Annotated in this window: 16 protein-coding genes; 14 read left to right on the top strand and 2 right to left on the bottom strand. The window is 37.7% G+C overall.

Going from position 1 to position 18,257, the window contains the following annotated elements; all coding sequences use genetic code 11:
- Nucleotides 1–18: 18 nt before the first annotated feature.
- Complete coding sequence (locus B4B65_RS04490; RefSeq protein ID WP_293913696.1) at nt 19–600, bottom strand: Maf family nucleotide pyrophosphatase; 582 nt, start codon at nt 598–600, stop codon at nt 19–21.
- 3 nt (nt 601–603) lie between these two features.
- Entirely contained in the window at nt 604–1,122 is a 519-nt protein-coding gene (locus tag B4B65_RS04485; protein ID WP_293913694.1) for a KdsC family phosphatase, read from the bottom strand.
- Between the two features lie 750 nt (nt 1,123–1,872).
- On the opposite strand from B4B65_RS04485, the gene B4B65_RS04480 reads away from it, so the two are divergent.
- The 14 genes from B4B65_RS04480 (at nt 1,873) to B4B65_RS04415 (ending at nt 18,151) form a co-directional block, all read left to right on the top strand.
- The gene (locus tag B4B65_RS04480; protein WP_293913692.1) at nt 1,873–2,874 is read left to right on the top strand and encodes a helix-turn-helix transcriptional regulator; all 1,002 of its coding nucleotides are present in this window, start codon (nt 1,873–1,875) and stop codon (nt 2,872–2,874) included.
- A gap of 33 nt (nt 2,875–2,907) precedes the next feature.
- Complete coding sequence (locus tag B4B65_RS04475) at nt 2,908–3,918, top strand: helix-turn-helix domain-containing protein (RefSeq protein WP_293913690.1); 1,011 nt, start codon at nt 2,908–2,910, stop codon at nt 3,916–3,918.
- A gap of 274 nt (nt 3,919–4,192) precedes the next feature.
- Complete coding sequence (locus B4B65_RS04470) at nt 4,193–5,170, top strand: helix-turn-helix transcriptional regulator (RefSeq protein ID WP_293913688.1); 978 nt, start codon at nt 4,193–4,195, stop codon at nt 5,168–5,170.
- Nucleotides 5,170–6,162 (top strand): helix-turn-helix transcriptional regulator, encoded by a 993-nt coding sequence (locus tag B4B65_RS04465; RefSeq protein WP_293913686.1) that lies wholly within the window; start codon nt 5,170–5,172, stop codon nt 6,160–6,162. The genes B4B65_RS04470 and B4B65_RS04465 overlap by 1 nt, the downstream gene beginning before the upstream one ends.
- A 107-nt stretch (nt 6,163–6,269) precedes the next feature.
- Complete coding sequence (locus tag B4B65_RS04460; protein WP_293913684.1) at nt 6,270–7,172, top strand: hypothetical protein; 903 nt, start codon at nt 6,270–6,272, stop codon at nt 7,170–7,172.
- Between the two features lie 133 nt (nt 7,173–7,305).
- A complete protein-coding gene (locus tag B4B65_RS04455; protein ID WP_293913682.1) occupies nt 7,306–8,580 on the top strand; it encodes an AraC family transcriptional regulator in 1,275 nt (424 codons plus the stop codon).
- A gap of 143 nt (nt 8,581–8,723) precedes the next feature.
- Nucleotides 8,724–9,764 carry a helix-turn-helix domain-containing protein gene (locus B4B65_RS04450; RefSeq protein ID WP_293913680.1) on the top strand — a complete coding sequence of 347 codons (1,041 nt, stop codon included), beginning with the start codon at nt 8,724–8,726 and terminating at the stop codon, nt 9,762–9,764.
- A 173-nt stretch (nt 9,765–9,937) separates the two neighbouring features.
- Nucleotides 9,938–11,062 (top strand): clostripain-related cysteine peptidase, encoded by a 1,125-nt coding sequence (locus B4B65_RS04445; protein ID WP_293913678.1) that lies wholly within the window; start codon nt 9,938–9,940, stop codon nt 11,060–11,062.
- 15 nt (nt 11,063–11,077) lie between these two features.
- Nucleotides 11,078–11,995 (top strand): DUF5106 domain-containing protein, encoded by a 918-nt coding sequence (locus B4B65_RS04440; RefSeq protein ID WP_293913676.1) that lies wholly within the window; start codon nt 11,078–11,080, stop codon nt 11,993–11,995.
- Nucleotides 11,996–12,570: 575 nt separating this feature from the next.
- A complete protein-coding gene (locus B4B65_RS04435; RefSeq protein ID WP_293913674.1) occupies nt 12,571–13,182 on the top strand; it encodes a DUF3575 domain-containing protein in 612 nt (203 codons plus the stop codon).
- A 334-nt stretch (nt 13,183–13,516) separates the two neighbouring features.
- Entirely contained in the window at nt 13,517–13,717 is a 201-nt protein-coding gene (locus B4B65_RS04430) for a hypothetical protein (RefSeq protein WP_293913672.1), read from the top strand.
- Between the two features lie 499 nt (nt 13,718–14,216).
- Nucleotides 14,217–15,605, top strand: a complete 1,389-nt coding sequence (locus B4B65_RS04425; protein ID WP_293913670.1) for an Mfa1 family fimbria major subunit — start codon at nt 14,217–14,219, stop codon at nt 15,603–15,605.
- Between the two features lie 121 nt (nt 15,606–15,726).
- A complete protein-coding gene (locus B4B65_RS04420) occupies nt 15,727–16,650 on the top strand; it encodes a FimB/Mfa2 family fimbrial subunit (protein ID WP_293913668.1) in 924 nt (307 codons plus the stop codon).
- Between the two features lie 100 nt (nt 16,651–16,750).
- A complete protein-coding gene (locus tag B4B65_RS04415) occupies nt 16,751–18,151 on the top strand; it encodes a FimB/Mfa2 family fimbrial subunit (protein WP_293913666.1) in 1,401 nt (466 codons plus the stop codon).
- Nucleotides 18,152–18,257 lie beyond the last annotated feature (106 nt).

Raw genomic sequence — 18,257 nt, 5'->3', positions numbered from 1 at the left:
AGGAGCTAAGCTCCTTTTTTATTTGATATTCTTTAATTCCTGATACAACCTTGCAGTGGGAAGCCCCACCACATTGGTATAGGATCCTTTAATCTGATCAATAGCCACTAGCCCCATCCATTCCTGTATACCGTATGCTCCGGCCTTGTCATAAGGTTTGAAATGTTCGATATAATAGTCTATTTCATCTTTGGACAGCTCAGGAAAAACCACATCCGTACGTTCTACAAAAGTACGAAGTTCTCCTTTCCACAATATAGAAACAGCCGTCATCACCTGATGTGTATAATCAGAAAGCATAGACAGCATACGAAAAGCATCATCCCGATCCTGCGGTTTACCGAGGATTTTATGATGAGCGACCACAATAGTATCTGCAGTGATAAGCAAATGATTCTCATACTCAGCATTCCTAAATGCAGTGGCTTTCTTCTCCGAAATAGATTGTACTATCTCTTCCGGTGATAATTCCGGATCAAAGGATTCATCCGTTTCTTTGACAATAACTTTAAAATCTATCCCCATTCCAGACAGTAATTCTTTTCTTCTGGGGGATTGGGATCCCAGAATGACAGGTATATTCTTTAAATTATCAAGCATGGATTATACACTTTTCACGTTCATATCATCGTACCATTTATCCTGTAGCTTGAGTGTTTTTTCGATCAGTTCGCGAACTACCCCCTTGCCCCCGCCTAAGCCGGAAACATAATGAGAGATCTGCTTTATTTCTTCTACTGCATCTGCAGGACAGGCAGCTACACCTACAGCTTTCATACATTTATAATCCGGCATATCATCTCCGATAAACATCACATCCGGCAATTCAATACGAAAACGCTGCATAATATCCTGAAGCAATGTCAGCTTATCTGCTACACCCAAATGAATTTCCTGTATACCCAATCCTTCCAGACGTCTTTGCACACCCGTATTCTTCCCACCTGAGATCACAATAATCTGTAATCCTTTTGACATCGCCAGATGCATAGCATATCCATCCTTTACATTAAAAGTGCGAAGTTGTTCCCCATGTTCATCAACCTGTACCGTACCATCTGTCAATACACCATCCACATCTATAACAATAGCTTTTAATCTAGCCAATTCCTGTAAAACCATATTTCAATCCTTTGTATCAAAAGTAAAAATTAAAAATCAGAATGCCTTACCTACAAAAGAGATTGATAAGGACATTTTATTATCCATTCAGGACAGACTATCAAATTTATGTCAAGAAATAGTTGTTGACACAACTTTATGATGAAATTATTTGGAACAATCCTTGTCTAATATGTATCTTTGCAGAAGATAATTCAGAATTATCCGTTGTTTTCAGAACAACTATTAAAATGTCTTTTCATAATTTAGGTTTATAATTGGTTAGTAACGAACCCTGGCGCCCATCGTCAGGGTTTTGTTTTTGATACCTTTCGCAAACCCCTTCTCTCTCCTTTTAAGGAGAAATCCCGATTTATCAGGAGAGAGGTCGCGCTGATCAGTAAATCAGTTAAACTCTTGTTTACTTCACCAAAGGCAACAGACATTTTTGTTATACTAAACAGCAATCCGGACTATATCACAGCTAAACAAACCACTTTAATAACAAAAAATAATATATTTTATACAAAAAAATTAATCTAAAATAAAATATAGTTTCGAAATAAAAATATTTGTAAAAAATATTCACAAATAATACCAATAGCCACAATAAGTTAATTAATCACCACAATAAGACCTATATAAGCAAATGTCCTATTGTGTTATTTAAATATCCTTTCCTTTCCTTTTACTGTTTTTAGTTAATTGAAATTTGCATATAACAAATGTAATACGCAGGAAGCTGCGCACATAACTATCAGTATAGCGTATATGAAAAAAATACAGTTAGATCTTACATATACACTTACACCTCAATGGCTACAACAATTTGGCGATCTGATTGGCATCAGACCAATTGATAATAAAATAATATATCTATCTGAGGAAATCGCTGAGGGAAGAATTTATTTTTTAGAGTTAATGCCCGGGTTATCCGTAATGTTGAGAGATATGATTGTTCATCAGCCTATACTCTTTAACCGGAAAGCAAAGGAAGATGATTTGGTGTTCGTGTATTATGACTTAAGTGAAAATATCAGTACCCATATTGTAAATGGTGTTGGCCATATGGTTGGTCTCAATTCTCCATTCGACATGGGAATAGTGGATTCATCCGTAGAAAGTACGTACATCCCTATTTTAGGTGAAAGAGTGTACTCACTGTGTATATTGGTCAGCAAAGATCTTTTAATAAAACTTTTTAAGGATCATATTCAAAAGAGTAACAAGAATATCTATTTTGACCCTGAACACAATACCTTATTATTCTATGGGCATATAGATAGCCGCAGTAAATTATTACTCAACCAGCTTAAAAGAAAATCGTATAAGGATCCGTCTTACGAACTTTTTTTCAAGAGCACCTCTTTCCGCTTGTTTGGCTTACTTATCGAAGGATTCAGCAAGGTAAGCTATCCTTCGTTCAAATTGTCGGAAGTAGAAATCAAAGGAATTCTGGCTACTCAGGAATACATATTAACACAATTATGGTTAAAATTTCCCGGAGTCGGCACTTTATCCAGGATGGCAGGAATGTCAGAATCAAAATACAAATTAGCTTTTAAAAAGATATTTAACGACACCCCTAATAACTTTTTTCTGACAGAAAAGTTATTCCTCGCTAAACGTCTGTTACTTAGCGGAGATTATAATTCCATATTAGAAATTGCTTACGAGTTAGGATATAGCAAATCCAGCTATTTCTCTGCTGTATACCGAAGCAAATTTGGCATCCTTCCAGGTAGTGTAATCGTTCGGAAGAAATCTTCCTGATTTTTTGTTATTCAAATAAAATTGAAATTAACCATGTTAAAAGTAAAATGCAGATTTAGTGTAGAGACGAATTGGAAAGAAGATTTAGCTATACAGTTAAATGGAAAGACACAGGGTAATTTTATTGAAATACCTCCCTGTATGTATCAGGGTATAAATTACTTACTAGAAGTGGATTCCAATTTTTCAGTTTGGTTTTCAAATGGGAAATATTACAAAACCATTAGCATTCAATCAGTGGAGAATACACAGCCAGACTTTTTCTTTCTTATCTTCTGTTCAGGTATGGGCACTATAACCCTATTAAACAATAATAAAAACCATAAATGGAATTATGGGTTTGCCTTATTAGACAGTGCAGACAAAAATCAATTTGTCATTGAAGCGGGTTCTGAAAATTGTGTATTCGCCGTTTTTGTAAAGAAAAAAGCACTGAACCAACTTTTCGAAACTCATACCACTGATCCATCTCAAAAATATAAGCTGGAAAACACTTTAGCCAAATTTGGCAGAGCCAATCCAAGAGCATGGAATGTACTCAACGAAATCAGACATTTATCACCTGTTTCTGTGAGTTTTGATTATTTTCTTACCGGAGCTATGTATGCCTTGTTAGGAATTATATTTGATGAAATCACAAATCAGGATAGAAGTTATGCAGATCTGGAAGATGCTGATATCACAAGAATACTGCTCACACAGGAACTTATCATTCAGCGATTAGACAAAAATTTTCCGGGGATTAAGATGCTGGCCTCCATGGCTTATATGTCCGAATCCAAATTTAAACATCTGTTCCGCAAAATTACAGGATTCAGTCCAAACAACTTTTTTATAAAAAACAAACTTGAACTTAGCAGAAAAATAATTGAACTTGAAAATTCTTCAATAGCTGAAATCGCAAAGAGAATGAATTACTCCAGCCACTCCTACTTTTCAGAACAGTTTAAAAAGCATTTCGGTTTGCTTCCAAAGGAATATCGCGCGAATCTCTTTCCTCACTATCCTCAAATTGGTGAAAACCCAAAATGTACTGATGATTAACTATAATACTAGAGCTTTGCACTAATTTTTATGCCCTGTATATTGATGGTTTTGGAATAAATAAATAAGATCTTTATAAAGGAAATCAAAAAATTACAACGCACTGTATTTCAGCTATTTAATAACTAAACAAAAGAAAATGTCATTAAAAAGTCAAAATCACCTGATTTATTCCATAAAATAGGCGCTGTAACAAAACAAATACACTATTTCTATATTACATTATTTAGTTTGAACAGTCATACTACCTTTGAAAACCAAATCAGTTGATAACATGGAAATTATTCATGAGAATGGTGTAGATCCCTACTGGATATATCCCCTTGCCCAAAAACTGGGAGGGGAAGTAGAAGGTTCATTTCTGAAGATACCGACAGAAGTACTGGAAGGCACCTGTTATTTTACAAAAGTCAGCGAATCTATATCTACTTTTATAATCGACGCCGTGTTTAACCAATCCCTTATATTTCACCTGCGAAATACAAAAAATACTTTTGTAACTCTTCACTTTGATTTTACTGAAGGTGATGCTGTACATATCCTGGATAATGTTGCCAATCCTGTTGGCCGATGGGATTATAATGTAGCATTTTATGACAGTAGCCTTGACGCAGATTATATTGTACAAAAAGGAAGTAAAACGTATAGTATAGATATTCATATTGATAAAAAAGAATTAAGGCGAATTCTTTCAGAATTCCCTCAGTTCAGGGATATCCTCAACACTATGTTTGATTCCGAAAAAAACACATTTTTACGCTACGGGCGCACCAGTAATAAAGCCTGGTGGTTGATAAACGAATTAAGAAACACAAATCAGGAAGATCCATTATATGAAATTGTCGTTAAAAGCACGGTGTATAATCTGTTGAGTGACTATCTGGATCAGGCAATGAATCAGGAAATTCTTTTAGAAAAAATAGTAAAAGAAGATCTGGTTTCTATAATAGATTCGCAATCCTTTCTGATTACCCGGATTGAATCTCCCTTCCCGGGCATAAAGGAATTGTCAGCACGGGCGATGATGTCTGAAACGAAATATAAGACCCTATTCCGAAAAATAACAGGCTTATCGTCCAATGCATTCTTTCTTCAGAATAAACTAGCCTATGCAAAGCAAATGCTGGAAACAGGACAACATACAATAGGTGAAGTGACAGCACATTATAGCTTCACTAACGCATCTTATTTTGCCGATCAGTTTAAAAAATTGTACGGAATACCACCAAAAGATTATCTAACACACATGTAATGAGACATATTAAACATACCTACAGTTTGAATCCCGAATGGCTGTATCAGTTGGCTCATGCATTTGACACTGATATCATTGATAATAAACGGAGTACTCTGCCCGCACAACATGGTTGTGGGGAAACCATATTCTTAGAAATCATACCTGGTTTTTCTATACAATTGGTTGACGTTGTCTATACCACAGCCGTAAAAGTAACGCGCATACCTACTAAAGAAGATATGTATGTGGTTTATTATGACATCAGTGATAACTTTAATCAGCATATTATTGATGGAACCGATCACAGGGTTGGTTATTCTTCTAAATTTAGTATGGGATTTACAGATGGTAAAGCGGAGAGTACGTTTATTCCGGCAGTTGGCAAACGAAACTTTTATCTCCGGCTCTTTATTTCCAAACCCTTATTACAATCGATGTTAGCCGCATCAAAGCCGGCACAAGAAATCGAGGCTATATTTGATGAATCAAAAAAAGTCTTATCCTACTACAGGCATATGGAGAGCACTACACAACTCTTATTAAATGATTTAAAAAACCGTCCCTTTGCCAATCCGGCTTTTGAATTACTTTTAAGAGGAATTTCCTTACAAGTCTTCACTAATCTGATCAGACGGATACGATCCTATGATGATAAGCTCTATAAATTACCGCAGCAAGATTTAGAAAACATGGATAAAAGTATAGCCTATCTGACAAAGGAATTACAAATGGATTTCCCTGGTATACAGAAACTAGCCGAAATAGCGGGAATGTCTGCTTCCAAATACAAAACATTGTTTAAAAGGATTATGAAAGATACACCTCAGCAATTCTTTCTGAATGAAAAATTACTTTTGGCAAAAGATCTTCTTAACAGCGGGACGTTTGGATCGATCAGAGAAGTGGCACTGGAACTTGGTTACAATCAATCCGGATATTTTGCAGCAGCCTATAGAAAAAAATTCAATCTTCAACCTGGTGAAAATTTTGTGAAATCAGCAGAATAGATACAATTTCACCTTAATGTAGTACTTTAATATCCTATTTTATCCTTCCTTCACCTTCATCTATTATATTTTTACAACTTCAATAAGATATTAACGTGAAGGAAATTATGAAAATAAAAAAATACATTATTATTAAGGGACAACCTGTTCTTTTTCCTGTTGACTTTTTACATGCAGACATGGTAGATAAGGGAGCAACAGTAGATAGCGCAGGAACATTCATTCTGATAAGAGACAATAAAGATCAAAAGCTAAAGGTTAAATGCATGGGAGAGAGTACTTCTCTTTCTGTACAAAGTCATCCGTCAACGGACGAAATACTCATCGCAAATTATCTGGGACTAAATCCCGGGCCTTCTGACACGAAAGTCATACCAGCTGTCAAAGCCTATCTCAATAGTGACAAAGAAACTCTGCCCGCTTTTGCGAGAGCTATGTCACGCATATACAAAGAACTGATTTATGCGCGGAATAACCGTATCGCCCTCCCTCCTTCTGTGGGTAAAGGCTATATGTCTCTGTCAGAGCTTAGTGCTGGTCTGGCTCTTTTTAAGGCTGAAGTAAAGTTTAATAACCGGATAAACTTCTTGCGTAGTGTAGTTCCATCAAATGCACATTTATATATGCATTTCAACATGAGTGAAATCCCATTTTTCATAAAACAGGAAAATGGAAAGCAAGTGGATGTTGGAGACAATTGGATAGAAGAAATGTTTTATTCCAGCAGTGGAAAATCCGTAGAACTGGAAGTTCCGGCAGGCAATTGGGCTAAGTGGATAACCATTATTATACACCGCTCCTGGCTGATAAACAAACAGTTAAATTACAAAGTTGATATTGAAAGTGGGCTTATTCATGATTTTTTGAAAAACAGAATGATGCAAGGCATTATCAGTCTGCCTATGGAAATCATGGTACTTGCCTTTCAGTTGCTGCAGGAAAAGGACGAACAACCATATATGCGCCTGCAGACAAAAGGGAAAGTGTTAAAATTGCTCTCCTATTTTTGAGATTATGAGCAAGAATTCCGAACCCCATTATTTCTACCTTAATATAGTATTTTAATACCTTATATTATCCTCTTTACCTAACAATCCGGCATAACTTTGTACTAATCAACAAGATATTAATGTGTGAAAGCGTATGAAAATAAAAAAATACATTATCATAGAAGGAAGTCCGGTTCTGTTTCCCCTTGAATTTATGCACTCGGATATGGTACATAATGGTGCTAAAATAGAAAGTGCAGGTTTTTTCATAATTGTAAAAGACAGTAAAGCCCAGCAGTTAAAAGTAAAATGTATGGGAGAGAGTACTTCTTTGTCCATAAAGAGTCATCCTGAAAAGGACGAGATCATAATTGCTCAGTATCTGGGACTTGACACCGGAAAACGAGATGATAAGATCGTATCTGAGGTTAATGTATATCTGAACAGTGAAAAAGATTGTATACATGATTTCGCTCAGGCCATGTCAAAGGTATATAAGGATACTATTCTACCAAAGAACAACACTATTCATTTACCTTCCTCTATAGGAGAAGGCACAATATCTATGTCCCAACTCAGTACAGGTCTGGGCGTGTTCAAAGCAAATGTCAAATTCAAAAATCCGGTTAAGTTTATACGAAATAGTATACATTCAAATACACATCTGTTTATTCATTTTAACCTTAGTGAATCTTCATTCATGATAAAAAAAGATAACGGACAGCAGATCGATGTCGGGGTTGACTGGGAAGAAGCAGTGTTTTATTCCAGCAGCGGGAAATCAGCAGAACTGGAACTCCCTAAAGGTAAGTGGTCTAAGTGGGTTACCATTATCATACATCGCTCCTGGCTGATAAACAAACAGCTAAACTATAGCACGGATATAGGACAGTATCTGATACAGGATTTTCTTCAAAATAGAACGATGCAGGGTATGCTCAACCTTACTTTAGAAGAAATGTCTCTTGCTTTTGCTCTGATGCAGGAGGAAGACAACCAGACAGATACACGACTTCAAACAAAAGGAAAAGTACTCCAGTTGCTCTCACATTTTATTACAAGACACCTGCAGGAGGATGTACCGTCTCAGTATGCTGACTTTTCAGATGTATCCCGGATTATGCGTGTAATCGGAAAGCTGGAAAAAAACATACACAGCAGCTGGCCTACAATAAGTCTTATTGCTCATAAATGTTTGATGAGCCGCACCAAATTTATAACACTATTTAAAAATATATATGGTAAAAGTTATCATACAATGATGATGGAAATCCGTATGCAAAAAGCTGCTGAATTTCTGCAAACCGGCGAACCCATTTCAGAGGTTGGTCAAAAGGTAGGGTTCTCAAATCTCAGCCATTTTGCAAAGACATTTAAACAGGTATTTCATATCGAACCCAGCAGATACAGACAAACAATTATTCATTAAACTCAGATTTACATTCATCTGAATTGGACAAACCTATATAAGACCCTCACAATTAGTCTTATTCCAACAGTTAATTAGCTTATTATAGCCTATTGCAAATCACCGACAATGTAACTTTGTATTCAGGTAAATAAATAATTATCATGACATTCAAATTAGATTATTATCTAACAACAGATGATCGCTGGCTCAGAAATTTCTCGGATATACTCAGCGAAACGACCGGACATGTAAATGAAGTGCGGGATAACAATTTAATATTACACCCTGCTGTAGGAGAGGGAATGTTTGAAGTGACCACTTTTGGAGACGGACTCAGCCTCTTAAGAGTAGACTGTGTTTTTCACATCAATCTGAAAATAAACAGAAGCCCTGATCCTAAAAACGAGGAGTTTATTATACATCTCAATCTAAGTGAAAGTCAGGAATGTACAATCAGCTCCAATAAAAATAAAACAGAATATATACTCCCCTTTTCAGAAGCTGTACTCTATTCTTCCTCCGGCACAGGACTAGAGACAGATATACATAAGGGTGATCATATCAAACTGCTTATTCTTATTGCTGACAGGCGCTGGATTACTCATAATGCAGACAGTGAGACATGCGATTCTCATGTTTTGAAACAGTTTCAGAACAATATACCTGTTCATGGTTTATTGAATATGGACCTGGTGGATTTCAATACGGCACATGAAATACTCCATATTTCACTACCAACTCCTTCCTCTTTCAAGTTCCAGATACACGGTACAGCGCTAAGTCTTCTTGCCCATTTTTTCAGAAAAATTTATATCCGTGAGCAGGCTCTAAAGAAAGAACTATCAATAGGAAGTGAGCCCTTTACTATACTCAAAGAAAGATTGATTCGTCAGCTGCACAAACCCTGGCCTCCTCTCGAAATCTTAGCCAGCGAACATAACATGAGCAAGACAAAATTTATACAATCCTTTACCCGCATCTTCGGCAAGAATTATTCACAGTTCTATCTGGATGTCCGTATGGAAAAAGCAGCTAAAATGATTCTTGAAGGAGTAAGTATATCCATAGCAGGTATGGATGTCGGATATACCAATTTAGGCCATTTTTCCAAAATATTCAAAAGATACTATGGTATGTCACCAAGACAGTATGTTAAAGAAAAAGAACTGATCATAGCGCAGGCACAGATTACTGTCGCCTGAATATAAAATAGCTGTAAAAGCAGGACTGCGTAAATAAACAGGCTCGTTTAAATCATAAAAAGAAAGCCATATTCAGGTTTTCCGTAACAGGATAGTACAAGAAAGCTATCACCATATGGTCTAAAATAAAAAATACAAGTGATATCCCCTAACCCCATGTAATCAAACAAAACATGAAAACTTCATACATTCTATTTTGTCTTTGTTACCTTTTTATGCTCTCAGGTTGTCGCAAAGAATCCCCGGATATTCCGGGAAAGGCTGTTGTATCCCGTACTGTTCTTGTATATATGGGAGGGAATAATAACCTGCAGTATGAAACATACGATAAAATAGAAGCACTAAAACAGGGATATAATGCAGATATGGGGAGATTACTTATCTATCAGGCTGTGCAGGATGCCGCCCCACGCTTATTAGAGATTACTACAAATTCCTCTGGAAAGGTGATCGAGAAAGTGTGGCAGACCTATGAAAAACAAAATACGGCAGACGCAGACGTATTTGTGCAGGTATTAGCTGATGTCAGGAAGACGGCCCCTTCCAAAAGCTATGGACTGATCATGTTTTCACATGCATCAGGCTGGCTGCCTCAAAGCACACTACTCAAACCGAGAACATTGTTACAGGATGATAAAAATGACCTGGAATTGCGAGATTTTGCCACAGCTTTGCCCGATAACAGCTTTGACTTTATCATATTTGAATCCTGTTTTATGACAGGAATAGAAGTTCTGTTCGAACTTAAAGACAAGACGCGATACGTCGTAGCCTCTTCTGCAGAGATTCTTTCTCCGGGATTTACACCTATATATGCAGAGCTCCTTCCCTACCTTTATAAACAAGAAGCGGACTTAAGAGGTTTTTCTGAACGGGTATTTTCTTATTACAACAGCCTCAGTGGTGAATACCGGTCAGCCACTATCTCGCTGATAGATGTCAGGCCTTTGCCGCAACTGGCAGGATGGGTACGCGCAAATGCCTCCGGTTCTTTACCATTAACTGACCTAAGCCTTATACAACATTTTGACAGATACACAAACTACAGACTGTTTTTTGATTTCGCAGATTATTATAAGAGATTAGCTCCCGCAGAAAGCCATGAAAAACTTCAGTCTCTTCTGGACAAGATCGTCGTTTTTAAATCGTCAACCCCACAGTTTTTATTAGCACAAAATGGTTTTATTATCCGGACGCATAGTGGTCTTACAAGTTACATCCCACAGACCCGCTTTCCGTATCTCAATACCGAATATGCAAAACTAAAGTGGGCAACAGATACCCGAATTAATCCATAATCACTCAAAGTACATATGAAAAAATTGCTTTTTTCACTCCTGTATGCAGGATTTATCATTTCCTGTCAATCTCCGAATCAGGCGATTCATGAACAGGAAGAAAAAGATAACGATAGTCTTAGTACTTCTATTCACGGACAGGAACACAAATATTATCTTGCAGAACATTATTGGGATGATATACCTTTATCGGATAGTCTTTCTGACATAGGACTAGAAGGCTTTAAAGAGTCTTTGGAAGACTATCTGCTACTTCTCCAAACGTTTCCACCGGAAATAGCTAAAGAAACAATGAGGGGATTTCTGAATAGAAAAATAGCGTCGTCTACCTTACTTATGCAGGTACAGGATATTATAGAAAATTATCTATACAATCCGCTGTCTCCTCTTCGGAATGACAAACTGTACGCTACTTTTTTGGAATATAAACTTGCATATCCCGGAATTGAGGATATGTATCTGGTGCGTACCAGATATCAGCTCCATATAATTTCAAGAAACAATATAAACCAAGCTGCTGAAGACTTTACATACATCACACCCAAATCAGGGGAAACTTCCCTGTTTAACATAAAAAGCAATTATACACTCCTATATTTTTATAATCCATCCTGTCCCTTCTGTGAGGAAACAACAAAAAAAATGATACAGAGCCGTATATTAAACGAATTTAAAACGGTTCGTCAAGGACTCGCTATCCTGGCCATCTGTACAGAACCATCCAAAAAAAACTGGTCATCCTACATCAGATCATTCCCTTCAGACTGGATCAATGGATATAACGACAAGATATCTACACAGCAAAGGTATGACCTGCGCGCACTGCCTTCATTATACCTTCTCGATAAAGACAAGAAAGTGCTTCTTAAAGACGCAACATTTTCTCAGATAGAATATGTACTGTCAGACTTAAAGGCTCAGGAGGCATTGTAAACATGTGGCATATGTGTTCAAAAAAACTGGTCTTCTCTCCTTTAAAATTGGATATCCATATGATCGCGAGAGATCATATCAGATCTTAAAAATACACCACCCACTTAGTTTCTGACGGATATACTTGCCTGAGTACGATCAGGCATTTCTGATTCACAGCAGTTATTAAAAGTATCCCGAAGAAGCTATGTATACTACACCCATCTTAGAATGGAGCAGTTATTAGCCGGTAAGGCTCCATATCAGTACTGTATAGAAAAATCTTTATGCTGATAAACATATTCATTCGAACAAAATCCAACTCTATTAAACCTGACTACCCCACCTTTCAAAATTCTAATGCCATAATGCCGGCATAGTTATCTGTACAAACAGCCTTAAAAGATCTTTGTCTGATTCGATTAAGCTAAATATTGAAATGAACAATCCAATTGGTTTTAAAATCCCCAGGAATATTTTAAGCTTTTATCATTCCCAACCTTTGCAATAAAAGGTACACAACTAGCCTTAAAGATTCGCATCACATGCTATCAGCCCGATCACTTAATAAAAAAACAGATTTTATCATACATTATATGAAACTAAAAACATCAATCCTTGTTTTACTCAGCCTGATTTTAAATTGTTCTCTCCTGATGGCGCAGTTCCCTAAAAGCAGATATAATAACAGTGGCGGCAGCTGGGTATTCAAGACCAATATAGCAGGATTGGCTATCGGAAATATCAATTTAGCAGCAGAAACCATTATCAACGAAGATTATGATTTCCCAATGACTGTACATACATCCGTCTCTTACAATTCATTGAAGAAATATGCCGGTGACACAAAACTCAGACATATCGCCCTCCAACCTGAATTCAGAATGTGGATGCAAGGTGAGGCTTTTAAAGGCTTTTTTGCCGGAGCCAACCTCAATTACGCGAACTATAATGCAGGCTATATATCACTCAGCAAATCACTAAAAGATAATTATTACCAGGGATATCTTTTCGGGATTGGTATTGCCGGAGGATATCAGCTGACCATTAGTGACAAAATTGGTGCTGAAGCCTCTCTGGGGATTGGTTACGCCAATATGAAACATGATGTATACAAGAAATTAAAATACAGTGAAAAACCAAGGTCTGAAACCTATAATTATATAGGTCCGAATAAATTTTCCATTTCACTGGTTTACAGATTATAACACACAGGCTTTACACAGGATACTGTTTGAGAAATAAAATTCATTGATCGTTCTTTATATGCATCCTGTATGTTTAAGCAAGTCTCAGATTCTCTTCAAAGATCATTGTTAATCATTGTATCCAACTAATCCGCACCTAACAACACAAATACCTATAACCTATAAATTCTTTTACGTAGCCACTACCTGACTTTTCAGTAACTATATATTTCACTGCACATTTCACACGGCACCGTTTCTAACACCCATCGTTAACGAACTTTTTTATTTACAAACCATTCATTTCGAACAATTGAGCACAAAAATACACAATTACAGATCTCAGAGATTCCAAATGGAATGCAAATACAACCAGGCTATAATACTATCCATCCTCAGCCATGATGTACACATTATGCACTCATTCGACAAAAACTACAACTTTATGCTCCGTCCGGCTATTCTCAAACAGGGTAAAAAGAATCTGATGTCCTCCACACTTTCTTTAAAAATGAACGATCCCGACAGTTTTAAGATTATTCGGAATAGCCTTTAGCTTGTTGATTAAAGAAATTTGTAGTGAAAAATATAACAATTAACAATATGCATCAAAGCATAATAAAGCTTAGGACACAAACATATACAGATTACTTAACTCAAGTTAACCGATAGTTTTAAATAGTAAAATTTCTGATTTGCTGATTTGCTGAATTCCTGTAAAACAGATTTCAAGTAACATGACACAACATTTTTTAATAAAACACCATCTTCACATTTTTTCCATATACGGTTATACAAACCCATCGGGTAATGTGAATCCGAAAGCAAAGCAGATGCCTCATTCTCTGAAAATGCCGGGTCAAAATTTCAAAACAGGATATTATTTTATCCAAGAGACTAATTAGCATCTGCAAAGGTGACATATTGCTACGCGCAAATCAGAAAGCAATAACACTGATAATTGACCTGATCAAAACTTTAGATGATCAACGTTTATACGGATTAATACATAATAAAAAAACAAGAATAATAATTTAACACCAAAAAGAATGAGTATGAAAAAGTACGCCATTATCGCTCTTGCAGGGCTAACCCTTGCATCATGTAAAAAACAAGGAGGAGAGCCTGCTCCTGTTGTACCCGGGGACGAAAAAGATGCCCGTGTAACCCTCAATATTACCCCATCTGCCAATATAGGCACTTATGCGAGTACAGTGGGATCTGATAACGGTACCGCAAATGAGTCAAAGATCAATACTATTGATGTATTTCTGTACAATGAGGACGGAGGGCTTACTCCTGCAGGATACAAGAGATTTACCGGTGCGGAAGCCAATCTGAGCACACCGAAAACGATTGAAACCAAGACAGGAAAAAAAAGAATCTATATTGGTATCAATCTTCCTGTGTCACTAGCTGATCAGCTAAAAGCAGACTTTTCGTTCATGCAGTCTCCTTATGATGTCAATATGGAACAACTGGCTACACCTAATGACGGCGTAATGATGTTCAATCAGGCTGTAGCTTCACTAACCATTAAAGAAGGTAACGATCCGGACAATAAGATCAGTATTCCGGTGGCACGTCTGCTGGCCAAAGCAGGTATATTGCAGGGTGCCAACCTGAGTCTGAATACACAAGGGGGTGCGGTATCGGATCTGCAGTATACTGTGGGGCAACGCAACAAGAAGATATTTATAGGAAATCTGTTTGACTTTAAAGACGCTAACTGGACCTTTATCGACCGTACTGCCAATGCTGCAGCCTATAACGCTGCATTCACTGGGGTGCTTAATACTGCCTATCAGGCTGTAGATGCAAAAGGAACTGCTACAAATGCACTCAAAACGGTCTATATCCCTGAAAACACTTCCGAAAAAAGTGAACACACACAGTTGACTTATATACAGGTCAGATCAAAATTCACGCCTACAACAATACAAGCCGGAGGTACACTGCCAGCAGACGGTACATTCTATGTATTGTTTGCACAGGAAGGAACAAATAATTATACACACCAATTGTATTTTTCTACACTGGCCGCAGCAGAACAGGAAGCAGCTAAAGACAGATGGAAAGTGACCACTACGGTCGGTGGAGTTCCTACTACCGTATCTCAGACAGCTATCTTAACCTATGAAAAAGGACTCTGCTATTACCGTCTGTACCTTAATGAAGATCAGGCTGGCGGAGCCAATAAAGCAGGTATACTCCGTAATACCTTCTTTAATGCGCAAATTACCAAAATCAACGGTTTGGGTACACCTAAAGAAGGACAGGTACCGGGCGAACCAGGTACTCCGGGTAATCCGGGCGGAGGCGTAAAACCTACAAATCCTGTTGACCCTGAAAAACCTATCGTACCGGGTAATGTGGATGCGAATATAGAAGCTACTATTTCCATTACACCGTGGAAGCTGGTGACAAGTGAGCATGAGATATAAAGAATAATTGTAGAAAAAAGGAGGGAGAAGAGAAAAAACTCTCTTCCTCCTTTTTAATCCAACCTTGAGAATAACAACAAACAAACTGACTAAATAACAGCATGATACACAGATGGAAATGATGAAACGATATCTATTGCGCATTTACATACAGCTCCTGATAGTCACCATGCTGATGGTCACCATAAACAGTTGTATAAAGGATGATTTGTCTCCATATACCTTTGATATAATGTTGAGCTTTACGGACAAAGCAGGGAGCTGTCCGGACAAAGCCGTATATACAGGTACTGCGAATATTGTTGTTTATGCATTTGACGAAAAAGGCTATTTCGTAGATAGATTTGCAGAAAAAGATATTACTTTCTCTCCGGAACAAGCTCTCAGGGTAACGCTTCCTGAAGGAAATCATACACTGGTTGCATGGGCAGGAACCGTACAGGGACAATTTGAAGACAGATTACTGGTCAAAGGAGAAACACGTATTGAAGAACTGACAGTACCTTCATTCACACTCAGAAACGGTGTAAAAGTCATGTCTGATCAGGTATTATTCCATGGCGTCTTAAAAAATGTGAATTCTGAAACCGCAACATATACACCGGCACAACGAATTGATCTGCGAAACATAACCAAACCACTTTATGTCTCTGTAGAAAAATATGATACTCAAAAGCGATATCAGGTCAGAATAAGTCATAATGCTGCAGTGTGCCAGTTTGAAAGTGCTGAACTGCTCAGCACTGAAGATCATTATACCATGACTGACCTTGAGGAAGATCCCACTACAGCAACATACACCGGCAAAACGGGTTTGCTTTGGAGGCTGGAAGACCGTAATCCGACAATTACAATCCGGGATATGGACAAAGGAACCGATGTATTCAGTGCAAGTGTAAAGGAACTGATGGAAAAACTTCCCCAGCTCAACCTGAACTGTGAACCCGCTATTAATCTGCAGATTGTTCGCAAATTCCCTACAGAGGCAAGTATTACCATTCTGATTAACGGATGGAAACTTATCGAATCTGAAGGTTCTATATAAAATCAGAAAATAACCCACAGCAAAAATTGCGTAATAAGCTTAACAAGCTGTGTCACCATAAAAGCCGGATGCTATAAACGGCGATCAATAATACAAAAAGATGGAAAAAATACGACTACCGATATTGCTGATGTGTATCTTCATGATTGCACTGCTTTCCTGTAGCAAGGAAAAAACCATCACTGATGATACAACAGCCGGAACCAACAATACCAAGGACGTAACATTTACTGTAGCGTTGCCCGGGATGTCACAGAATATCAGCACGTATGCCATCACCGAAAACGAAGAAAATAAGATAAGTACCATTGATGTACTTGTATTTTTGGTTAGTGGATCCAGTGAAACCTATGCTTACAGAGTTCGCGGAAGAAATATCAGACAACTGACGACTAATACCGTTCAGTTTCAGGTATCGCTACAGACACATGCCTCCAACAGTTATCGTTTTGTGGTCATTGCCAATGCAAAAGCTATTGTAGATGGGATTAGTTACAATACAAATGAGAGCAAACCAAATGTAACGAACAAGCTTATTATCAATAAAAGCACTGCGTGGAATACTACCTCCAGCGTAGATTACGATCCGATACCGATGTGGGGCGAAGCTGCGCCAGTAATAGTTAGCGATAAGTTTGCTTCATCAATAAATGTCAACTTACTTCGAAGCCTGGCCAGAGTAGATGTAAATGTTGAACCTACTTTAGCACCAGTATTTAGAATGACAAGCATCAGTGTATACAACAGCAATGCTAACGGAAGGATAGCTCCTGAAGCAAGCAAATATAATGTTGGCGAGAAAAAAGTTACAGCTCCGTCTATTCCTTCTCCTTTGCAAACCAACAGTACTCCACTGGTCTATAACATTTCCAATCCCCTGAAGTCTGAACAAGAAATCTACCTTTTTGAAAAAGCGGCAGCAGCATCTGCAGGAGTGTCTGGAGCTCTTTCCCTCATCATTGGAGGCCGATATGGTGGTAGCAGTACAGAAACCTATTATAAAGTTGAATTTTTGTCACCTGCAGCCGTTCCGTCACCTGTTCCACTGTTACGTAACTTCAAATATGTATTTAATATTACGGATATTGCCGCAGAAGGGCATGCAACTAGGGAATCCGCACTGGCTGCCAAACCATCTAATATGCAGGTTTCGCTTCTCACTATAAATGAGAATGATCTGCCTGTCATATATTTTGATGAACACTACTATCTGGCGATGCAGACAGATCTGGTTAATTATCCCACTGATCAAGGCGGAGGCGACGCTTATAAAATAAAAACAGATTTTCCGGGTGGATGGACGTGGATCAGTGACCGACCCTGGCTTTCTGTGCATCCATATAATGATGGTTCAGACAGGGCTAATATTACTGTTCTGATAAATCCGAGCAATCCTCAATCTCCCAGATCAGGAACCGTCACTATCATTGCAGGTAAGATCAGGGGTAAAATAAAGGTTTATCAGGGCTATGGTACTAATCCCTTACCAGATATACCCTGATATAGCCCTGTAAATCCGTTTGATTTGTTTTGTAGACTACATTAAACGGATTGATACTTTGAATTTAAGATCTGATGCTAACTATCTTAATTAATTGTTAGCTTAA

Origin of the sequence: Sphingobacterium sp. UBA5789, assembly GCF_002418355.1 — a bacterium.
Taxonomy (GTDB): domain Bacteria; phylum Bacteroidota; class Bacteroidia; order Sphingobacteriales; family Sphingobacteriaceae; genus Sphingobacterium.
The sequence above is the reverse complement of the archived record's forward strand: the minus strand, read 5'-3'. Positions and strand labels throughout refer to the sequence as shown.